23 protein-coding genes are annotated in these 17933 nt (G+C 64.7%); 11 read left to right on the plus strand and 12 right to left on the minus strand.

Annotated elements, in window-relative coordinates:
• Positions 1–49: 49 nt before the first annotated feature.
• The 12 genes from AC6HZP_RS20040 to AC6HZP_RS20095 form a co-directional block, all read right to left on the minus strand.
• Positions 50–1555, minus strand: a complete 1506-nt coding sequence (locus AC6HZP_RS20040; RefSeq protein WP_497524284.1) for a phage major capsid protein — start codon at positions 1553–1555, stop codon at positions 50–52.
• A complete protein-coding gene (locus AC6HZP_RS20045) occupies positions 1473–2327 on the minus strand; it encodes a head maturation protease, ClpP-related (RefSeq protein WP_497524285.1) in 855 nt (284 codons plus the stop codon). The genes AC6HZP_RS20040 and AC6HZP_RS20045 overlap by 83 nt, the downstream gene beginning before the upstream one ends.
• Entirely contained in the window at positions 2324–3604 is a 1281-nt protein-coding gene (locus AC6HZP_RS20050; RefSeq protein ID WP_497524286.1) for a phage portal protein, read from the minus strand. Before AC6HZP_RS20050 ends, AC6HZP_RS20045 begins: the two co-directional genes overlap by 4 nt.
• A 9-nt stretch (positions 3605–3613) precedes the next feature.
• Entirely contained in the window at positions 3614–5356 is a 1743-nt protein-coding gene (locus AC6HZP_RS20055) for a terminase large subunit (protein ID WP_497524287.1), read from the minus strand.
• Entirely contained in the window at positions 5356–5991 is a 636-nt protein-coding gene (locus tag AC6HZP_RS20060) for a P27 family phage terminase small subunit (RefSeq protein ID WP_497524288.1), read from the minus strand. The genes AC6HZP_RS20055 and AC6HZP_RS20060 overlap by 1 nt, the downstream gene beginning before the upstream one ends.
• Positions 5992–6110: 119 nt before the next feature.
• On the minus strand, positions 6111–6548 hold the full coding sequence (locus tag AC6HZP_RS20065; RefSeq protein WP_497524289.1) for an HNH endonuclease: 438 nt from the start codon (positions 6546–6548) through the stop codon (positions 6111–6113).
• 119 nt (positions 6549–6667) lie between these two features.
• Positions 6668–7297, minus strand: coding sequence for a transcription termination/antitermination protein NusG (gene nusG / locus AC6HZP_RS20070; RefSeq protein ID WP_497524290.1), 630 nt, complete (start codon positions 7295–7297; stop codon positions 6668–6670).
• A gap of 313 nt (positions 7298–7610) precedes the next feature.
• Positions 7611–9128 carry a DUF5906 domain-containing protein gene (locus AC6HZP_RS20075; protein ID WP_497524291.1) on the minus strand — a complete coding sequence of 506 codons (1518 nt, stop codon included), beginning with the start codon at positions 9126–9128 and terminating at the stop codon, positions 7611–7613.
• Positions 9125–10312, minus strand: coding sequence for a DUF7146 domain-containing protein (locus tag AC6HZP_RS20080; protein WP_497524292.1), 1188 nt, complete (start codon positions 10310–10312; stop codon positions 9125–9127). The genes AC6HZP_RS20075 and AC6HZP_RS20080 overlap by 4 nt, the downstream gene beginning before the upstream one ends.
• Entirely contained in the window at positions 10309–11442 is a 1134-nt protein-coding gene (locus tag AC6HZP_RS20085; RefSeq protein WP_497524293.1) for a DNA-methyltransferase, read from the minus strand. Before AC6HZP_RS20085 ends, AC6HZP_RS20080 begins: the two co-directional genes overlap by 4 nt.
• Positions 11432–11602: a hypothetical protein gene (locus AC6HZP_RS20090; protein WP_497524294.1), complete on the minus strand. Its 171-nt coding sequence runs from the start codon at positions 11600–11602 to the stop codon at positions 11432–11434. The genes AC6HZP_RS20085 and AC6HZP_RS20090 overlap by 11 nt, the downstream gene beginning before the upstream one ends.
• Positions 11599–12108, minus strand: coding sequence for a phage regulatory CII family protein (locus tag AC6HZP_RS20095; RefSeq protein ID WP_497524295.1), 510 nt, complete (start codon positions 12106–12108; stop codon positions 11599–11601). Before AC6HZP_RS20095 ends, AC6HZP_RS20090 begins: the two co-directional genes overlap by 4 nt.
• A 443-nt stretch (positions 12109–12551) precedes the next feature.
• Between AC6HZP_RS20095 and AC6HZP_RS20100 the strand changes: the two genes are divergently transcribed.
• The 11 genes from AC6HZP_RS20100 to AC6HZP_RS20150 all read left to right on the plus strand — a co-directional run bounded on the left by AC6HZP_RS20100 (position 12552) and on the right by AC6HZP_RS20150 (position 17799).
• Positions 12552–13286: a S24 family peptidase gene (locus tag AC6HZP_RS20100; protein WP_497524296.1), complete on the plus strand. Its 735-nt coding sequence runs from the start codon at positions 12552–12554 to the stop codon at positions 13284–13286.
• A gap of 142 nt (positions 13287–13428) precedes the next feature.
• Positions 13429–13683 (plus strand): hypothetical protein, encoded by a 255-nt coding sequence (locus tag AC6HZP_RS20105; RefSeq protein ID WP_497524297.1) that lies wholly within the window; start codon positions 13429–13431, stop codon positions 13681–13683.
• 67 nt (positions 13684–13750) lie between these two features.
• Complete coding sequence (locus AC6HZP_RS20110) at positions 13751–13897, plus strand: hypothetical protein (RefSeq protein WP_497524298.1); 147 nt, start codon at positions 13751–13753, stop codon at positions 13895–13897.
• Positions 13898–13902: 5 nt separating this feature from the next.
• Positions 13903–14121 carry a winged helix-turn-helix domain-containing protein gene (locus AC6HZP_RS20115; protein WP_497524299.1) on the plus strand — a complete coding sequence of 73 codons (219 nt, stop codon included), beginning with the start codon at positions 13903–13905 and terminating at the stop codon, positions 14119–14121.
• A complete protein-coding gene (locus tag AC6HZP_RS20120; protein WP_497524300.1) occupies positions 14118–14621 on the plus strand; it encodes a hypothetical protein in 504 nt (167 codons plus the stop codon). Before AC6HZP_RS20115 ends, AC6HZP_RS20120 begins: the two co-directional genes overlap by 4 nt.
• Complete coding sequence (locus AC6HZP_RS20125) at positions 14618–14857, plus strand: hypothetical protein (protein WP_497524301.1); 240 nt, start codon at positions 14618–14620, stop codon at positions 14855–14857. Before AC6HZP_RS20120 ends, AC6HZP_RS20125 begins: the two co-directional genes overlap by 4 nt.
• The gene (locus AC6HZP_RS20130; protein WP_497524302.1) at positions 14857–15204 is read left to right on the plus strand and encodes a YfdP family phage-associated protein; all 348 of its coding nucleotides are present in this window, start codon (positions 14857–14859) and stop codon (positions 15202–15204) included. The genes AC6HZP_RS20125 and AC6HZP_RS20130 overlap by 1 nt, the downstream gene beginning before the upstream one ends.
• Before the next feature lie 38 nt (positions 15205–15242).
• Positions 15243–16169, plus strand: coding sequence for a DUF2303 family protein (locus AC6HZP_RS20135; RefSeq protein ID WP_497524303.1), 927 nt, complete (start codon positions 15243–15245; stop codon positions 16167–16169).
• Positions 16170–16229: 60 nt separating this feature from the next.
• Complete coding sequence (gene dnaN, locus AC6HZP_RS20140; RefSeq protein WP_497524304.1) at positions 16230–17336, plus strand: DNA polymerase III subunit beta; 1107 nt, start codon at positions 16230–16232, stop codon at positions 17334–17336.
• Positions 17337–17338: 2 nt separating this feature from the next.
• A complete protein-coding gene (locus AC6HZP_RS20145) occupies positions 17339–17584 on the plus strand; it encodes a hypothetical protein (protein ID WP_497524305.1) in 246 nt (81 codons plus the stop codon).
• A complete protein-coding gene (locus AC6HZP_RS20150; RefSeq protein WP_497524306.1) occupies positions 17581–17799 on the plus strand; it encodes a hypothetical protein in 219 nt (72 codons plus the stop codon). Before AC6HZP_RS20145 ends, AC6HZP_RS20150 begins: the two co-directional genes overlap by 4 nt.
• The last annotated feature ends 134 nt before the right edge of the window (positions 17800–17933 follow it).

Here is a 17933-nt window from a genome sequence, read left to right on the forward strand (position 1 = left end):
TTCGAAGCGAGGGGCAAGGAGCGGGCGACGGAGCCGCCCGCCCGGTGGATCAGGTCGAGACCTTGAGGAACTTGAGCGCCTCGAAATTCACGACTCCGCCGCCCACACGCTTGGTGGTGTAGAACAGGACATTGGGCTTCGAGGTGTAGGGATCGCGCAGGATGCGAACGCCGGCCCGGTCGACCACGAGATAGGCCCGGCCGAAGTCTCCGAACGCGATCGGGAACTTGCCGGCCGCGAGCGGATCCATGTTGTCGTCGGAATAGACCGGCTTGCCGAGGACCGTCGCGACCTCGGCGGCGACCGCCGGCGGGTTCCAGATGAAGTGGCCATCGGCATCCTTCATCTTGCGAACCGTCGCCATGGTGACATCCGACATCAGCCAGGATGCGCCATTCCGATAGCCCGCCTTCAGCGAATAGTAGAGATCGATCAGAGCATCCGCCGGACTTACCGAAGAAGTGGGGGCAAGAAACCCATCCGCCTTTCCGGTGGGAACGAAGCCGAGCTTGCCCCACTCGTACGACGCATTCGCCACCATATCGTAGGAGAGGATGCCGCGCGGCTTGTTGATGCCGTTGCCCGAGACAAATGCGGCGCCCTCCTTTTCGGCGAACTCGATCGACACCTCGTCCGCCAGCCAGGCTTCGATGTCGAGACGGCTGTCGTCGAGCGCCTTCTGGGTAGCGGCCGGCGTGGCGTAGATCTCGCCGGTGTTGACGCTGATCTCACGCAAGGTCGGTGTATTGGTGCCGGGACGGCCGTCTTCCTCGCCGACCCAGCCCGACGACGCGCCGCCCACACCGACGAGCTTCTTGTAGGTGTCGGTCGAGATGCTGATCGTGCGGGACAGGGAACGAAGCGTCGACACGGTGCCGAGGACGCGATCGATCGTCGTTTCCATCTCCTCGGGAACGAGATAGCCGCCATCGGGGTCCGACTGGGTGGTCAGCTTTGCCTTGACCTCGAGGTCGGAGAGACCGTTGTCGACCCCCTTGCGGAACCACCGGTTGAAGGCGTGGCCGTGCTCGACCTTGTCGGGGTCACGCTCATTGCCCGCCCCGCCAACCTTGAGGGCCGCCATGGCAGCGTTGACCGCATCGAGATCCTTGCCCAGCTTGGTCAGCTCGTTATTGATGCGGTCGACCTTATCGGTCTGGACCACGTCGGCGAACTTCGCCTTGATACCGGCCAACTCGGTCTCGCGCTCAGCCTTGAAGTCTTCGAACGTCTTCTGCAGCTCGGCAAGGATCTTGGCGGCGTTCGCGCCGTCAGCGCGAGCCGCGACCAGGCCACGGGTGCGCGGGGCCATCGGCAGCAACGCCCCCATGGCTGCGAAGATGTCGGCGTGGGCGCCACTGGCAGCATGCACGGTGAGCACGTCGAGCGGGAGGGCATGGGCCGCGCCCATGACGACCGCGATCATCGCCAGCGAGGCGATGCAGAACGTAACGATCTTCATCACTACTACCTCAGGATTTGATTGTTTGGATGAGCCGCTGCAAGGCGGCCGGGTCGATGCCTGCATCGCGCACGGCGGGAAAGCGGCTTGCATCTCGCGGGGCCGCGGAAACGCCCATCTCCACCAGGAGCTCAGAGCGCTTGTCTCTGGAGAAGCCGGCCCTGGCGAGCGCAGCCTCGGTCTGTCGGCGGGCCATCAGCCCCCGATCCATATTCTTCGTTTCGCCGGCCGGCGGCGCGATGTTGTCGTCGACGAATTCGGCGAAGCCATTCTTCACGGCCTCGGACGGTCCCATGAAGGTCTCGGCGTCCATCAACTTTTCGATGTCGGATCGCTTCATGCCCGTGCGGGCCTCGTAGATGTCGGCAATCGCCCCGTCGAAGCCATCGAACAGTGAGGCGGTCTCTCGCATGTCGTGGCGATTTCCAACCACCACACCCCAGGCGTTGTGCACCATCATGAAGGTGCCGAGGCCCATCCGGATCTCGTCCCCCGCCATAGCGATGATCGAGGCAGCGGACGCAGCCCAACCGAGCACCTCTACTGTCACCTTCGCCGGATGGCCGCGGAGAAGATTGTAGATCGCGATCCCCTCGAACATGTCGCCGCCGGGTGAGTTGATCTTGACGGTCACGTCCTTGTTGCCGATGGCACGCAAGGCGCCCGCCACCCGTTTCGCCGTGACGCCGCCACCGGACCAGAAGTCCTCGCCGATAACCTCGAACATTGAGATCGACGTATCGCCTTCCGCTGCCGCCGAGAGGGGCGTCTCGGCCCACTTGGCCAGGACATCGGACGGCGCATCCCACTGGAAATTCTGTGGTCGCTGAAAGGTCTTCGCCTCAGGCAGGGCACGAAGGCTCATTTCGGATCATCCTCGAGAGGGGGCCCACCGTTGTCGCCGATGCCGCGACCGGAGGTGCCGGCTGTATTGGGGGGATCGTAGAAGTCATCGCCGCCGACCCGAGGATTGAAGTCCTCCAGCGCGCGCACCTCATTCGGGCTCATCACGCCCCACTGCAGCGCTTTGACGTATGCGTCCCATCGGGTCTTAATGTCGCCTCGGACAAGCGCAGACCGATTGAACTTTGCGTAGAGGTCGTCGCGATCCCCGATGAGATCGCGCGCGATTGTCTCCTCCCAGGTCGTCAGGTCGTCTTCAGAGGTGAAGGTGACGAAACCTTGTGTCTGCGAGTCGATGCCAGTCCCCCAGCTCGTCGACTTTTCGGTGTCGCCGATCATGTGCGGCGGCACCCCGAAGAACATCGCAATGTCCGTCCGCGAGAACTTGCGGCTTTCGATCCATTGCGCGTCGATCGATGTCATCGCCAGATTGGCGACGTCCATCCCCTCTTCGAGGATCAGCGTCTTTCCGTCTTTTTCGCCCCCGGCCCGATAGTCGTCGAGGCTGGAACGGAGAAACTCCAACCCCTCTTTGCCGACCTTGCCCGGGTGCTTGAGAACGTTGCTGGGACGGGCGCCATTCTTGAAAAGAGCCGCTCCGTGATCCTCCATCGACAACGACATGCCGATAGTTTCGCGGGCAAAAGTCAGTGCCGAGACGCCATGGACACCATCGAGCGTCAAGCCAACGAGATGGAAGACCTCGTCCTGCTTCAGCGCAACCCGGCGACCATCGCGGCGGGTAAAAATATAGGCCAGCGACAGATCATCGTTCTGCTTGGTCTCGACACGATCCGGATGGAGAGGCACCAATTCCATGACCGCGCCGCGAGAGCGGACGATCAGCGCATAGGCGTTACCTCGCAGAAGGAGGTGCGACTGAAGCATCCGCTTGAACTGCGACGGCGTCTGCCAGCGGTTCGGCTTGCGCCGGAGGAGCTTCCAAAGTGGATCATCGGAGGCGTCTTCGCGCCGAAGCTCATCTACGCGCCGCTTAATGTGCAGCGGCATGTTGGCGACGACGCCGGCGCGAATGCGCACGCACGCATAGACCGTTGCAACCCGCATTGCGGAGTTAGGCGTGACACTGACGCCCGAGGCGGTCGCAGTGCCGCCGCGCAGCGCTTCCTCCAGCTGACGCGCCGTGTTGATGACCACACCGCCGCCCGCCTGCTGAAACGATGCCTGCGGCATTTGGGAGGGTTTCGCCCCGCCGAAGACGCGCGACCATAGGCTCATAGATGATCCTCAAACGGTGAGCGCGCCACGCTGCGCGTAGACGGAGCTTTCCTCGATTGCAGCTTGGGCCAGCCCAATACCCATGACGCCAGCGGCGATGCCGTCGATCTTGTCGAGCGAGCTTTTCTTGTCGGGCACATAGTTGAGATTGGCGTCGAAACGCACCGTGCAGTGCCCGGCCATCCAGGCGAGGACCGGGTGACCGCCGTGCTCGATCTTGACGGCGAAGACGAGCCGTTCCATTTCCTTCGTCGGCGCGCCGAGCGTGGCGTGGCCTTGCCGCATCTCGATCATCAGCTCGGCGTCGAGGCCTTCGGTCTGCAGGTCCGCGACCAGCTTCGCCGCGTTCCACGGGTCGTAGCCGAAGGCCTGAAGATCATAGTCCCGCCCGACTTGGACGATGTCGGCCAGGACGAAGTTCTGGTCGACGAAGTCGCCGGGCGTCGTGTGCAGCGCACCTGTATCGACCCAGTGTTGCCAATTGACCCGCTTGTCGGCGGCTGCACGCTCGCCGAGCGTCGCCTCCGGCACCCAGAATTTCGGGATGAGCACCCATCTATCGCAGGTCTCATCCGGCGGAATGACGATCATCCTCGCCGTGATATCGCGCGTCGCCGAAACGTCGCTGGTGACGAAAGCCTTGCGACCCTTGTGCTGCTCGTAGAGCTTCGGCCAAGACGTCGGATCGGTCGTGCAGGCCGCCCATTTGTCGCGCGGCAGCCAGGCAGAGACCTGATCCACCCACCGGTTGAGGTGGTAGCACTGGAACACGGCTTCGGCCGCCGGGCGACCTTTCGCCTTGCGGAATTCGCCGCGGAGATAGTCAAGCGTCGGCGTCAGGCCGAGGCTTGGATTTGCCTTGCGCCAGACGGCCTCGCTGGTCCAGTCGTCGGCGTCGTCGATACCGAAGTAGACGACCAGCGTGGTCGGGTCGTCGAGGTCGCCCCGCATGATGGCGAGCGATTCCTCGAACCACTCATAGCCCGTCCGGTTCTGCTTGCGGCCGGCGGTCGAGGCGTACAACTCGATCGGCTGGAGCCGGGCGCCGGTGCCCTGCCGCAGCGTGTCGGCAAGCTCACGCGTGCGCCATTCATGGATCTCGTCACCGAGAATGACCGTCGGCGAGCGGCCATGCTTGCCGTCCGGCGCGCCCGTAAGCAGTTGGCAGAGCGAGGCCGTCTCGCGGAGATAGATTCCCTTGTCGGTAAAGGTGACCCGCTCGTTGCCTTGGCGGTCATCCTTCAGGCCCTTCGCCTGCAGGATGACATCCTTCATCTTCCCGAACGGGATGCGCCCCTGATCCTCGTTGCGGCCGAACACGTAGGCTTCGGCGCCGGGGATCTTCTCCATCACGAAGAAGAGCACGCCGAGGGTGGCGAGGAACTCGGACTTTCCGTTTTTGCGCGGGATCCAGAGATCCAGCCGCCGGAACAAACGGACATGCTGGACGCCCGGCAGATGCGTCGCCGCGTCGATGATCTCGATCGGCTTCTTCCAGCCGACCAGCATCCGCACGGTGATCTCCTGCCAGAGCAGGAGCTTGAACGGAACGCCCTTGAACCGGTCGTTTGTCAACCGGAAGACGCGGGGCCAGTTGGCTATAATCGCGTCTGCCTTGGCGTGGTCGAACCATGCGCCTTCCACGCTGGCAGCGCGCTGCCAGGCAAGGATCGCCCAGCGATAGGTCGGATCGTCTGCGACCGGCGCCAGCCAAGGCGGCAGCGCGCTCGGCGCCGCCTGGTTGCCGGGCATCAGTTCACGCTCTGGCTCGGGGGCTCGCTGTCTGTCTGGTTCATCAGGTCGCTGGGGTCGACGTCGGCGCCGTCATCCGATGCCGAGTGCGGCTGACCCGATGTCATGCCCGGGAACGGAAGTCGGCCCTGTGCCGCGTTGAAGGTTTCGACCCGCGTCAGGTTGGTGTCCGAGTACGGCGTGAAGCCGTATTCCGCTTCGAGCAGCCGCATCGCGGTCTCGGCCTTGCCCATGAAGTCGATGCTCGGATGGGTGCGAATGACGGTCTCGCCGTCACCCTTCTTCACCTTCACCGAGACGCCACCCTTGGGCAGGTCGCGGCGGAGCTGGACCACCGACGTGATGAACAGTTGCGTCCACATGCAATAACGGATCAGGCCGGACATATATGCAGGCCGCTGGCGACCCGCCGCCTTCAGGCTGTCCGCCTTCTCCTGCCAGATCCGGATCGCCTCGCGCCAGTAGACGGGTGCCTCCAGGAAGACGGCCGGCACCGGATAAGGTCCGGATGCCGGGATGGGTTCTTTCGATGCAGCATCGGCTGCGGCTGCGATCTCGCGCTCGACCGACTTGCGGCGCCGACCCGGAAAGCCTTGGGCGGCTTGCAGAAGCACGTCCTGCTTTCGACGGGCCATGACGACCTCAGTTCTGATACGGGAAAAAAAGTTAGGCGCTGAAATTTTGCGCCGCTGAAATGTTCCTTAGCCCGCCGGTCCGCTGAACTGAGGCTTTGGACTTTTGCCCCACCCCTCCTTCAGGGCTGCAACGATCGGGTCAGGGCCACTGCCGGTTTGCTGTCGAGCCAGAGGTCGGAGGCGGTCAGCTCGCCGCGCGTGAAGCGATCCTCGAGGCGCTGCTTCACCACGTCGTGGTGCCACTTGCAGCAGCCCTGCCACTTCGCCGTGTCCCAGAACTTCTCGCTGTCGCCTTGGTGCGGTTCGACGTGGTCGACGATGGCTGCGGGCTCGACGCGCCCGACCGCCTCGCATCCAAGGCAGAGCGGCGATCGGGTCAGGAACGTGCGCCGCGCCTTCTCCCATCGGGTGTTGTAGCCGCGGTCACGCGCGCTGCCGCGATGCTTGTCATAGGTGCGGCGCTGCTCTGTCCGCGTCGGAAGATGCGAGGGTCGGAAGACCGAGGGACGCTTCGACATACCCTTAGGCAAGCGAAAGCCCGGCATGCTCTTCAGCATCCAGGCCACGCATCACCATCAGTGAAGGTCGGTGTTCACCCGCCTTCTGGATCGGTGCGGGGACGATCCTTGGCTATTGCCAATGTCCGCGCGATCTCACCGGTAGTCCTATGCAAGAGCTATGCCAGAATCCTCAGAAGGTCAAGAGGGACTTTGACGTCCCGCGATCCCTTGGCGCCAACCACCCGCAAGGTAGCGCGGCGACCTTCTGGCGACTGCACGATGGCCTCATAGCCCTGCCAGGCCCCAGCGACGATCGACACCCGATCGCCCTTGAGGATCTCAACGGCATTCGGCCCGATGGTCTCGTCAAACATCCGCATGTCCTCTGCGGCCATGATGTCCCCGATCGTTTCGTCCGTCACCCGAACCGGAACCTCTTGATTGGTCAGGATCCCGACCAGATCCCGCAGACCCCGGACAGCAGCCCATGCACGGGGGGACGGGACGATCTCGAAGAACACATAACGAGGGAAGAGCGGACAATCGACCTTGACCGCCTTCCGGCGCGGCGGCCGCCGGCGCAGGGTCCGCCGCAGGGGCACATAGGACGAGAAGCCCAAGGCCGTGATGTCGGCCGCAAGCCGGAGCTCCGTGCCCGCCACCGTGTGCGCCACAAACCAGAATGCCTCGCCTGCCAACCGCTCAGGCCAGGGCTCAGGCTCCCGCGCCACGGAAGCGCCGACAATTTCGCCAATGCGCCAAGTGCTTTCGCTGTTCATCGCCGCCTTCTTCGCTAATGCCGCCATGGTCCAACCTGCCCAACCTTAAGAAGAAGAAAGAAGAAGGTTGGACCGAACCAACCCGTTGAATTCATTCGCTGTGTCCAACCTGTCCAACCTGTCCAACCTCAAAGAGCCGGAACAGGAAAACCCTCGATCGCCTGTTCGGCCTGCGAGAGCGGGACGGGGCGATTTTTGGACGGTTGGCAGCCCGCTTCGCGCACATACGCGAGGCGAAAAGGTTGGACACGTTGGACAGGTTGGACCGACCTTTGATTTAATTGATGTTTTTCGGTCCAACGTCCTATGGCTGGTCCAACCTATGCTGGACCGAAGGCGCCTATACCCCTTCATGACGGTCTCCCGCTGAAGGCTCATCCGCGGCATCGTTCCACTCGATCTTCTGGCCGACAGCCTGCTCGAAAGCCTCGCGGCACTTGGCCAGCGGCGGCAGGACATAGGACCATTGTCGGGAGCGGTTGAGTTCGTCGTCGGTTACCCAGGGCCTGACCTTGTTGAGGCCGGGCACCAGCTTGACCATCTTGATGCCGAAGCTGGTCTTCTCGGACTTGCGCTTGACGCCAATCTTCTCGGACACCGCGATATAGTCGTCGAACAGCGCGTCGATCGGCACTTCGTCGTGCCAGGCACCGCCGCCACGCTTCGTCGAGCCGTCCAGCAGTCTTTCCAGCCACCAGGATTCGACCGTGTCGAGCGATCGGAACTTCTGCTCGAGCAGCGCCTTCGTCATCGGGATCTTGCGTAGGTTCACCTTGGACAGGTCGAAGGCGAGCAGATCGTGCAGAAGCGCCTCGCGCCCGCCGTTCTCGATCTCGGCGCGCATCTCCGCGAAATATTCGTGGTTCTGGGCGCAGCGCGGATGCACGTCGAGCACGGCGAAGCGCCGCTCATCCTTGCCCGCCGGCACCACCCAGTCCTCGTTCGACGTCATGATCAGGCGGACGAAGTTCTTCAGGCGGATGGGGTCGATCGACTTCTGTTCGATCATCTGGATCTCGGCCGTGACGAGATCCTTCAGCCGGCCTTCCGCCGCCTTGTCTCCAGCCCAGACCGCCTCTTCCGCCTGCAGCAGCAGGCAGGAGGCCATGTGCGCGTTGAAGTTGCCGGTGATGTAGCGGGCGTCGCCAACGAGGAAGTAGTGCGAGGCGATCAGCGATCCCATGATCTCGCCGAGGATCGACTTGCCGGCGCCCATGCGGCCGCGGAAGACGAGCGCCGTGCCGACCCGCTCGCGCGGCCGCTGCAGCAGGTGCGCAAACCAGCCGAACAGCCAGTCGAACAGCTCCTGCTCGCCGTGGCAGATATTATTGAACATGTGGTCGCGCAGGACCGCCCAGCCGTTCGGCTTCGGAACCGGCTTCGCGGAGAAGCCGCGAAACAGGTTCAGATAGCCGGGTGTCGATTCCGCCCCGTCCGGGTTCGGAAAGAACTCGATCCCGTCATAGCTCCGCCGCTTGGAATGGCGGAGCCAGCGATACGCCCAGGTGACGGTCTTGATCTTGCCATCGCCGCCGGTGATCTGCGTCGGCTTGTTCATGAACTTGGCGCTGAAGCCGTCAAGGCCGACGACGCGCACGCGGTCCTCGATCGGGCCGACATCCTGCTCTCGGACGACAACCGCCTTGGAACCCATGAGCACGAACGCCCATTCCCGGTTCATCCGATCGATGTCGAAGCCCCATTCTTTCGGGCCGACATCGTCGGAATCGTCCTCCGGCTCCATCTCGGAAGGTGCTTCTACCCCTTCCTTATCGGTCTCTGTCCCGGCCTGAAACGCGCCCACCGGCACGGCCTGGTCGATGATCGAGACGATCCGGTCAATGGGATTCTCGGTCATGCTGCAGCCCTCAGAAGGTCGTTGAAGTCGGCTTCGGCCGGTGCCCAAGCAGCGAGAATGGTGCGGTCAGGCCGCGCCCAGCGTGCGGCGGTGCGTTGCAGCACCTGCCCTGTCGCAAAGGGGTCGCTGTCGCCGTCGCCGAGCAGGATGATTTCGGTCACGGCGTCGGGCGGCATCAGCGCCGGCTTGGCCGGGTCGTCGGCCGGAACCGGCCCCGGCACCTTCAGCCGCCGCCGCGCGCCGCGCGCGTCAATCCGGATCGCGGTCGGATGCGGGATCGTCTCGACCGCCTTGCCGCCGAGATTGCCAAGGCTGATTGACGACCAGAACAGCGTCTCGGCCATCCATTCGGCCGGCTTGCGCGCGGCGAGCGCCAGGCGCACCGAGAGAACCGTCTCGATCCCCTCCCCGACCACCAGGCGGCGCGCGCCCGGTGTCACGGAAAGATCGATATGGTTCCCCGAAAGCGAGCCGCGAACCTTCTTCGCCGGCAAGATCTCGCCGGTATCAGGGTCGACAATCTCGGCCTTGCCGAAGGTCTCCGGGTTGATCCACGTCACATGGCCACCACGGAAAACACCGTCCGGCCCGACGATGGCGGCGATCATCGCCGGCCCCCGCCAGATCTCGCGGCCATTCTCGAAAAAGGGATGATCGGCCAGTCCGCGCAGCGATGGCACGCCGGGCACCGGCAAGCCGCGCCGCGCCAGGTAGCGGCCGACGGGCGAGCCCTCGACGATCGGGCGGCCTTCGTTCCAGAAGCGGCGCATGCGCGCCCGCTCCTGCTCGCGATAGTCGATCTCGCCGCGCTCCCGATCCGCCGCCGCGGCGATCCGCGCCGCTTCGCGCCGGGCGATCTCGGCCGCGTCTGGCCCCCGGCTTTCGCCCTTGGGAGCGCTCCGGCCGACGAGCGTCTCGCAGGCGCCGATGAAGTCGGTGGCGTCGAGATATTCGACGAGGGCGATCACGTCGCCGCCCTTGCCCGAACCCCGGCAATTGAACACGCCCTTGCGCAGATTGACGCCGAAGCGATCGTCGCCGCCGCAGACCGGACACGGGCCGACCAGTTCACCGCCCATGCGCTTAAGCCGCAGGTTCCGCCGCGAGACCTCGCTATCGATCGGGACCGCCCTCGCCTCGTCAACGAAGGCATCCATGTCCGCGGAGGAAGCGGCCGGGCTCATTCTGCCGCTCCGGCGAACAGGTCATCAGTTGGTGCGGCTTTGCCGCGGGCCTTGGCGCTCGCCGTCTTCCGCGTCATCGGCCCGGCAATGGCAAGATCCATTCGCCGCGCGATATCGGCCTGATAGGCGTCCTCGCGTTCGATCAGGATGGAACGGAATCCTTCATGGAAGGCCGCTTCGCCCGTCGTGCCGGTGCCGGCGAAGGGATCGAGGATCGTTCCGCCGGGCGGCGTAACCAGCCGGCAGAGCCAGCGCATCAGGTCGACTGGCTTTACCGTCGGATGCTTCGATCCGATCCGGTCGTCGGCATCCGCCTTCGCTGAGTAGAAGAAGCGGGCGGCCTCGCCGAGTGCTGCGCTGACGTCCGCCGATCCATCGTGCAGGATGTTCGCAGGCCAGCGCGCCGCGATCTCATTGACCTCAGCCTCGATCCGGCAACTATCGATGTTGAGCGCGCCCGTCCCGTATTCGACCACGTTCTCGGCGACGGTCCCGGCAAGAGGCTTGCGGCCAAGGACGATCGGTTCCCAGGCAGGTTTCAGGGCAGTGCCCCAGCCCTGCACGAGCTTCGCCAACTCAGTTATGGGCTCACCCTTGGGGGTCCGAACGTACTCCCGCCCCTTTGCGGGCTGGCTTTCGATAGTCACCGCGCCCGCTCGTCCGCGCCAGATTCCTGCGGCCTTGTCGATCCCCTTGCTGACATCATGGCTCTTCGGAAACCCAGAGCCATAAGTCCAACCTAGCTGGTCCCGGATCTCGAAGCCGGCGTCCTCGATCGCGACGGCCATGCGGTGATAGGTGCGCGTGCCGGAGAAGGCGACAATGTGCCCGCCGGGCTTGAGCACGCGCAGCACCTCGGCCCAGAACTCGACGGCGAAAGCCGTTTCACCCGTGTCCCACTGCTGGCCCATGAACCCGGCTGAGGCCCGAGCATAGAGCCCATCGGTTCCGGCCTTGGCCGCCGCGGCGCCCGGCTTGCCGAACCGCTTTGCGATCGAGACGAGCGCATAGGGCGGGTCGGTGACGACGGCGTCGATCGAGGCGTCAGCGAGCGCACGGATCCGTTCACGGCAATCGCCCGGATGCAGCATCACGCGGCCATCTAGGAAGGAGCGGATTTCACCGGTCATGCGGTGGCTCCTGTCCGGACGGCTCGGTGCGGCACGGCCCGCAGAGGAACCCCTCGCCCTGCCGGGCCCACCAGCCGAAGGCGGCGGCGACCTGGCTGCGGATTGTCGCGTTGCCGGGGAAGGCCAGCCGGCGCGGGCAATCGTGGCAGGTGAGGATCACGACGGCGTCCCCCCGCCCACTACCTTCGGAAAGACGTGGATCGCGGCGCCGCCAGCGGCCGCCAGTTCGTTGCGGCCATCGGCGATGGCCTGGCTCAGTTCGCTGGCCTCGCGCTCGATCCGCTCCTGTTCGTTCGGCGTGATGACGCCGTCGGCGATGGCTGCGGCCACGGCGGCGCTGTATTCCGCCGTCTCCTTCGCGATCCGTGCCTGCGTGGCGAGGAACTGCCGCGCCGGCTCCGGCGAGGCATGCGGCGCCAGCGTGAGGTTCTGCAGTTCCGCCATTGCCTGCGTGACGAGGCTCAGGCCGGTCTGCTGCTGCAGCGCCAGCGCAGCGAGCAGCGGAATGATCTCGTCGCTATTCGGGTCGCCCCAGCGGTCAACCGTGCTCTTGCCCCGTCCGACGATCTCGCCAGCGATGACGATGCCGCCAGCCTTACTCACAAGAACGCGGGTCGCGGCTTTGACGCGATACTTGAATTCCGGTGGCAATGCGAAATCGTTCACGGGAAGGCTCCGCGTTCGTTCCCGGTGCGGGAAGCGGTCAGACATGAGAGGTTCAATCGCTGGGCCGAAGCCCGGCCGTTCGATCAGCTAGGGGGACCGCGCAAATGACAACCTTCGGGATCATCCCCGCCAACAATGGCCAGGCACGCCTCAGAGCGGCGGCCCGGACCACGGCTTGGGAGGAAGCCTGCAAGCACATCGAAGGTCAGCCCCGGGATGCCGGTCGCGACAAGGCTTGGCCAGTAGAGGACCGGGATTGAGCCTCTCAGTCGCATTACAGCGGCGTGTTGACGGCTCACACCGATCGCTTTTCCCAAAGCAGTCGGGCCATCAAATGCTGAAAAGACGTCATCCCAGGTGGCGATCATGTCTACGTGTCTACGTGTTGTAGTCACAAATGTCAACGCACATCGCATTCGCTTTTTGGTCTACATTCCGTAGACATGAATACGGCCCAGAAGATGACCCCAGCAGAACGCCTCGTTGAAGCCCGTAAGGAGGCCGGCTATCGCTCAGCGCGGTCGGCCGCGACCAACTTCAGCTGGAAGCCCGCGACCTACGGTGCCCATGAGAATGGCAGCCGCGGCTTCGACATGGACGCCGCTATCGAATATGGCCGCGCCTTCAGAAAGAGTCCCTTCTGGCTTCTCTATGGACGCGACGCTGCAACAGGCGACGCCGTCCCCGAAGTGGAGGACGCATACCCGGATCACCAGACCGACATCGAGCTGGCGGACGTCAAGATTCCGCAGCCGCACCAGATGCGAGAAAGAATTCCTGTTCGGGGGACCGCTGCAGGCGCTATTGTCGCGGAGACAGAAGGCTTTCAGCTGGAAGCAGATGTGATCGAGTACCGCCCTAAACCTCCGAGCCTGACCGGAATCCGCGACGTCTATGCGATCTACGTGACCGGGGACTCCATGTATCCCGCGCATCCGAACGGCGACATTCGAGTGGTTCACCCACATCGCCGCCCTCGGATTGGGGACACGGTCGTTGTCCAGACTATCCGCCACGACCACGATCCGGGCCAGGCGTACATCAAGGTCCTGAAGGCGCAGACGCCGACGAAAATCGTACTCGAGCAATTCAATCCGCCAACGACACTCGAAATTCCGACCCAGTTCGTGAAGGCAGTCCACTACGTCTTCACGGTGAATGACCTCTTGGGTGTCTAGCCGAGAGGCGTGGCGTGGACATATCTGCAAATGACTACGTATCGTGTTGACCTTAATGTCTACGTAGTGTAGTCATAACTCCATTGGCACCGGCATACGTCCCGGCGCCGAACCTTCGCAGGTTCACGATGGAGCAAAACCCATGCAGGCCACAGCCCGCCGCCGTCCCCGACCTTCCCTTGAGACCCGCCAGACCGCGCTCGATAAGGCACGCGCTTCGGGCGTCGTCGCTCGTCTGATGGCCTCCGAAATGGTCGATCACGTCGCCAACTCGGGCAGTTGCACCGAGGACGATCTGCTGCGCTACGGCTTCACCAGGGGTGAGCTGGCCGAGTTCGGCCCGACGGCCCGCCAGGAGGCCGAACGCCTGTCGACCCGCGAGCGCATCGCGGCCTGACACGATCGTCAGGCCAGCGCGGCTTCGGTCCCTCCTCCTCCCGCCGAAGCCGCGTCGCCGGACGATCATGTCCTTCGACGAGATCATCATGCGCACCATCATCGAGATGATCGCCGCCGTTCACGCGAGTGAACGCGGCGACTGGGTGGCCCTTGCCTGCCTCCCCGCCTGTGCCGCCCTGCTCGGCGCCCTCTTCTGCGGCTTCGGACGGTGACGGCCATGCCGGGCGAAAACTCCCGCCGCGTCGGCGCCCGCAACCGCGAGCGCGTCCGCCTCTACCTGGCGAGAAACCCGGGCGCCAAACAGATCGCCTGCGCCCGGTCGCTCGGCCTCTCCGCCGATGCGGTCAACCGCCACGTCAAGGCGCTCGCCAGCGCCGCCGGCGTGCAGCCTCGCGCCTATTCCTCCTCCTTCGCCGCTCGAAAGAAATCCCAATGAAGCTTCTCGCTCCTCTTGTTCGACTCTTGAACAGCCGCCTGCGCGCTACGGCAGAGCGTAAGCCTGACGTCGTCATCGGCGGCGAAGAAGCGCCCTATCTGCGCCGTTGGTGGCTCGTCCCGCGCAACCGCTTTTTCAATGTCTATCTGCACCACTTCCTGCGCTCGGACGACGACCGCGCCCTGCACGACCACCCCTGGGTGAATTGCTCGCTGCTGCTCGAGGGCGCCTATTGCGAGCACACAATCGCGCGAGGCGGCATCAACGTCCGTACGCGACGCGAGGCCGGAGCCATCAAGCTTCGCGGCGCCGGCGCCGCGCATCGGATCGAGCTGACCGATGGTCCGTGCTGGACGCTCTTTATCACCGGCCCGCGCATGCGCAGTTGGGGCTTTCACTGCCCGCGCGGCTGGGTGCACTGGCGCGATTTTACCAATCCCGGCGATGGCGGCCGCACGGTCGGCCGCGGCTGCGGCGAGCACGACGAGGCCAAGCCGTGATCGGGCCCGTCTATTACCTCGACGACCCCGTCGGCCGTGTCGCAAACATGATCGACGGCTCGCGCGCCCGGCACATTCGCGTCGGCGATTCCGGACGCCGGAAGGTCATCGACTGGGGCGTCGAGCCTCAGCATCCCGACCATTGGTGCCTCGCCGCCCACTTCTGCCGCCGTGAAAACGGCATCAGCCCGACGCCGCGCGCCGCGGCGGCCTTTGCCCTGAGAGGAGCCCATTGATGTCTGCCCGCACCATCCACCGCTTCACCGACATGCTCGGCCTGCTCAATCGCGGCCGGTTCGTCGAGAAGTGCGACGAGCATCTCCAAGCCGCCATCCAGGCGCTCGAGGCGCTGCCCAGCGAGTCCGGCACGGTCACGATCACCATGACGGTGGCCGTGGTCTACCAGTCCGGGCGGATCGATATCCGCCCCGCCATCAAGTCGAAGCTGCCCGAGGACAAGGCGTTCTCCGAAACGCCGTTCTGGTCGCTCGAAGGCGGCCTTTCCGTCCAGCACCCGAGCCAGGCCGACATGTTCGGCGGCCCGCGCGATACCGCCGAGCGCCGAGAGCAGGAATCGGCCTGACCCCCTTTCACACACTTCCACAACCGGAGACCTGAAGCATGAACACCAAGGTTATTGACGACATCACCGCGGCCGGCGCCGCCAACCTCATCGCCGATCTGGCTACAGCCAGCTGCGGGCCTGCCCTGGTGTTGATCCCCACCGAGGGCCTGGGCGCTGGCCTGCCGGAGGAAGTGCCGATCCTGTTCGACCGCGCCAATCAGAAGGTGATCGACCTTCAGAGCACGATCAACGCCGCGCGGCAGGAGCCGGCGCGCCGCAAGGGCACCGCCAAGGTCGAGACGCTGCGCAGCTTTATCGACCTGACAAACCGCCACAAGGATGAGACCTCGGCGATTTTCGGAACGACCATCTGGCCGAACCCGAAGCTCACCGCCGTGATCAACTACAACACGGACAAGACCCCGCGCTGGAATGACCACCGCATCATCTACGAATTCCCGCTCACCGAGGAATTCAAGGCGTGGATCGAGGGTGACGGCAATGGCATGGACCAGGCGACGTTCGCCTACTTCCTCGAGGAGCACGCCGCCGAGCTGTCGGCGCCGTTCGATGGCGAGCGGTCGGAATATGAGCAGCTGTTCAAGGAGCGGTTCGCGACCCCCGCCGACCTGATCGCTCTGGCCCGGCACCTGGAAGTGTTCGTCAACGCCAAGGCCAAGCAGGGAATCCGCCTCCAGACCGGCGAGCGGACCATCGAGTTCTCGGAAGAGCACCTGAACGTCAAGGGCGAGAAAGTCGACATCCCGGGCATCTTCATGGTGGCGGTGCCGGCCTTCCTCGATGGCGATGCGATCCGCATTCCGGCGCGCCTGCGCTACCGGATCAAGGGCGGCGACATCGCCTGGTCCTACCAACTCTACCGCTGGCAGTTCTGGCTGCGGGACAAGGTGCAGCAGGACCTCGTCAAAGCCGGCGAGAAGACCACGCTCCCGACCTTCGAAGGCGCGCCGGAAAACGGCTAAACGCAAAAAGGGCGGCTCCTATGAGCCGCCCTCCAATCCCTCCTGGCCGGATCCTGACCGATGAAAATCACGCTCCCCCGCACTGCCCTCTACGCGGCCCTCGGCATGGTGAAGGCCGTCGTCGAGCGCCGCACCACCATTCCGATCCTCGCGAACGTCAGGCTCACCGCCGACGTCGACGGCCTGTCGCTCGTCGGCACGGATCTTGACATCGAAATCGCCACCCGCGTCGCCGGCCTCCCGGAGCAGACGGGCGCGACGACGGTGCCGGCCGGCATGCTGACCGATATCGTGGCGAAGTTCGCGGACAAGGCGGACGTCACGCTGGCGCTGTCCGACGACGGCCAGACGCTCACGGTCTCGTCAGGTCGAGCCCGGCTCAATCTGCAGGCCCTGCCCGCCAGCGATTTCCCCGACATCTCCGCCGGCGAGTTCAGCGGCCGGTTCACGCTGCCGGCGGCGACCCTGACGCGAATGCTCGGCAAGACCGAATTCGCGATTTCGACCGAGGAAACCCGTTACTACCTCAACGGCACCTTCTGGCACCTGGTCGACGACAAGCTGGTGGTCGTCGCGACGGATGGCCATCGCCTCGCCCGCGTCGCAGTGCCGAAGCCGCCCGAGAACCCCGCCTTCAAGGGCGTCATCGTGCCGGCCAAGACCGTCTCGCGCCTGCGCGTGCTCGCCAAGGCGACGGAATCGGACCTTGCTGTCGAAATCTCCGAGACCAAGATCCGCGTCACTGCCGGCGACACGGTGCTGACGTCCAAGCTGATCGACGGCACCTTCCCGGACTATCAGCGCGTCATTCCCAAGGCGAACGACAAGCGGTTGACGATCAACTGGGCCAACCTCGCCAGCGCGGTCGATCGCGTGTCGACCGTGGCGACCGAGCGCGGCCGTGCGGTGAAGATGGCGGCGACGCCGGGCTTCCTGCAGCTGACCGTCAGCAACGCCGACGCCGGCACCGGCGAGGAGACGCTCGACATCACCTTTGAAGGCGAGCCGATCACGATCGGCTTCAACTCCCGCTATGTCGCCGACGCGCTCGAAGTACTCGGCACCGACATCGTGACGCTCGACCTCGGCGCATCCGGCGATCCCGCCCTGCTCACCAGCCCAGGCGACGAGGATCTGCTGGTCGTGCTCATGCCGATGAGGGTGTGATCATGAGCACCACCAGGATCGCCCAGCGCATCGCAACCCTCGCGGCCCGCCGGCGCCGGCTGACCGAGGACTATCGAACCGCCCGCCGCCGTCACCGCGGCGCGGCCAAGGCGCAGGCCGCCCTGCGGAGCGCCACGCACGCCCAACTCGAGGCGGAACTGCGCATGGCTCGCGCCGCCCCGCTCCTGCGCGCCTCTTGTGAGCGACGTCGGGAAGCACCGGATCTCTTCATGGAGGAGGCACCGTGAACCACGCCAGGGTCATGCGGCTTCGAGGCCGCGCCACCATTCTGAAGCACTGGGCAGAATACATTTGGCACGCCGACGGCGGACTGCCCCAAGCCGGCCCGGTTGCAGACGAGATGTTCGACGACGAGAGCAAGGCTCTGGCTCGTCGCATCCGGCGCGCCGCCCAAAATGCTGAGGCAAGAGCTGCCGATATCGAGCGCGGCAGGAGGCAATGACCGTACTGACAAGGTCCAAACTGTGCCAATGCCATCGCCTTGAGGCGACCTCAAGTGTGTTGGCCGAGAGGAATTTCGTCTCGTGAGCCTCCCGCCGCCTGACCCCATGTTGATTGCGTTCGTGCGCGCTTTGG

It is taken from the genome of Kaistia sp. SLG-1 (assembly GCF_059699055.1).

Coding starts and splice junctions, on each gene's coding strand:
- AC6HZP_RS20040 (WP_497524284.1), bottom strand. CDS start 1,555: ATGCAAGCCGCTTTCCCGCCGTGCGCGATGCAGGCATCGACCCGGCCG.
- AC6HZP_RS20045 (WP_497524285.1), bottom strand. CDS start 2,327: ATGAGCCTTCGTGCCCTGCCTGAGGCGAAGACCTTTCAGCGACCACAG.
- AC6HZP_RS20050 (WP_497524286.1), bottom strand. CDS start 3,604: ATGAGCCTATGGTCGCGCGTCTTCGGCGGGGCGAAACCCTCCCAAATG.
- AC6HZP_RS20055 (WP_497524287.1), bottom strand. CDS start 5,356: ATGCCCGGCAACCAGGCGGCGCCGAGCGCGCTGCCGCCTTGGCTGGCG.
- AC6HZP_RS20060 (WP_497524288.1), bottom strand. CDS start 5,991: ATGGCCCGTCGAAAGCAGGACGTGCTTCTGCAAGCCGCCCAAGGCTTT.
- AC6HZP_RS20065 (WP_497524289.1), bottom strand. CDS start 6,548: ATGCTGAAGAGCATGCCGGGCTTTCGCTTGCCTAAGGGTATGTCGAAG.
- nusG (WP_497524290.1), bottom strand. CDS start 7,297: ATGGCGGCATTAGCGAAGAAGGCGGCGATGAACAGCGAAAGCACTTGG.
- AC6HZP_RS20075 (WP_497524291.1), bottom strand. CDS start 9,128: ATGACCGAGAATCCCATTGACCGGATCGTCTCGATCATCGACCAGGCC.
- AC6HZP_RS20080 (WP_497524292.1), bottom strand. CDS start 10,312: ATGAGCCCGGCCGCTTCCTCCGCGGACATGGATGCCTTCGTTGACGAG.
- AC6HZP_RS20085 (WP_497524293.1), bottom strand. CDS start 11,442: ATGACCGGTGAAATCCGCTCCTTCCTAGATGGCCGCGTGATGCTGCAT.
- AC6HZP_RS20100 (WP_497524296.1), top strand. CDS start 12,552: ATGAATACGGCCCAGAAGATGACCCCAGCAGAACGCCTCGTTGAAGCC.
- AC6HZP_RS20105 (WP_497524297.1), top strand. CDS start 13,429: ATGCAGGCCACAGCCCGCCGCCGTCCCCGACCTTCCCTTGAGACCCGC.
- AC6HZP_RS20110 (WP_497524298.1), top strand. CDS start 13,751: ATGTCCTTCGACGAGATCATCATGCGCACCATCATCGAGATGATCGCC.
- AC6HZP_RS20115 (WP_497524299.1), top strand. CDS start 13,903: ATGCCGGGCGAAAACTCCCGCCGCGTCGGCGCCCGCAACCGCGAGCGC.
- AC6HZP_RS20120 (WP_497524300.1), top strand. CDS start 14,118: ATGAAGCTTCTCGCTCCTCTTGTTCGACTCTTGAACAGCCGCCTGCGC.
- AC6HZP_RS20130 (WP_497524302.1), top strand. CDS start 14,857: ATGTCTGCCCGCACCATCCACCGCTTCACCGACATGCTCGGCCTGCTC.
- AC6HZP_RS20135 (WP_497524303.1), top strand. CDS start 15,243: ATGAACACCAAGGTTATTGACGACATCACCGCGGCCGGCGCCGCCAAC.
- dnaN (WP_497524304.1), top strand. CDS start 16,230: ATGAAAATCACGCTCCCCCGCACTGCCCTCTACGCGGCCCTCGGCATG.
- AC6HZP_RS20145 (WP_497524305.1), top strand. CDS start 17,339: ATGAGCACCACCAGGATCGCCCAGCGCATCGCAACCCTCGCGGCCCGC.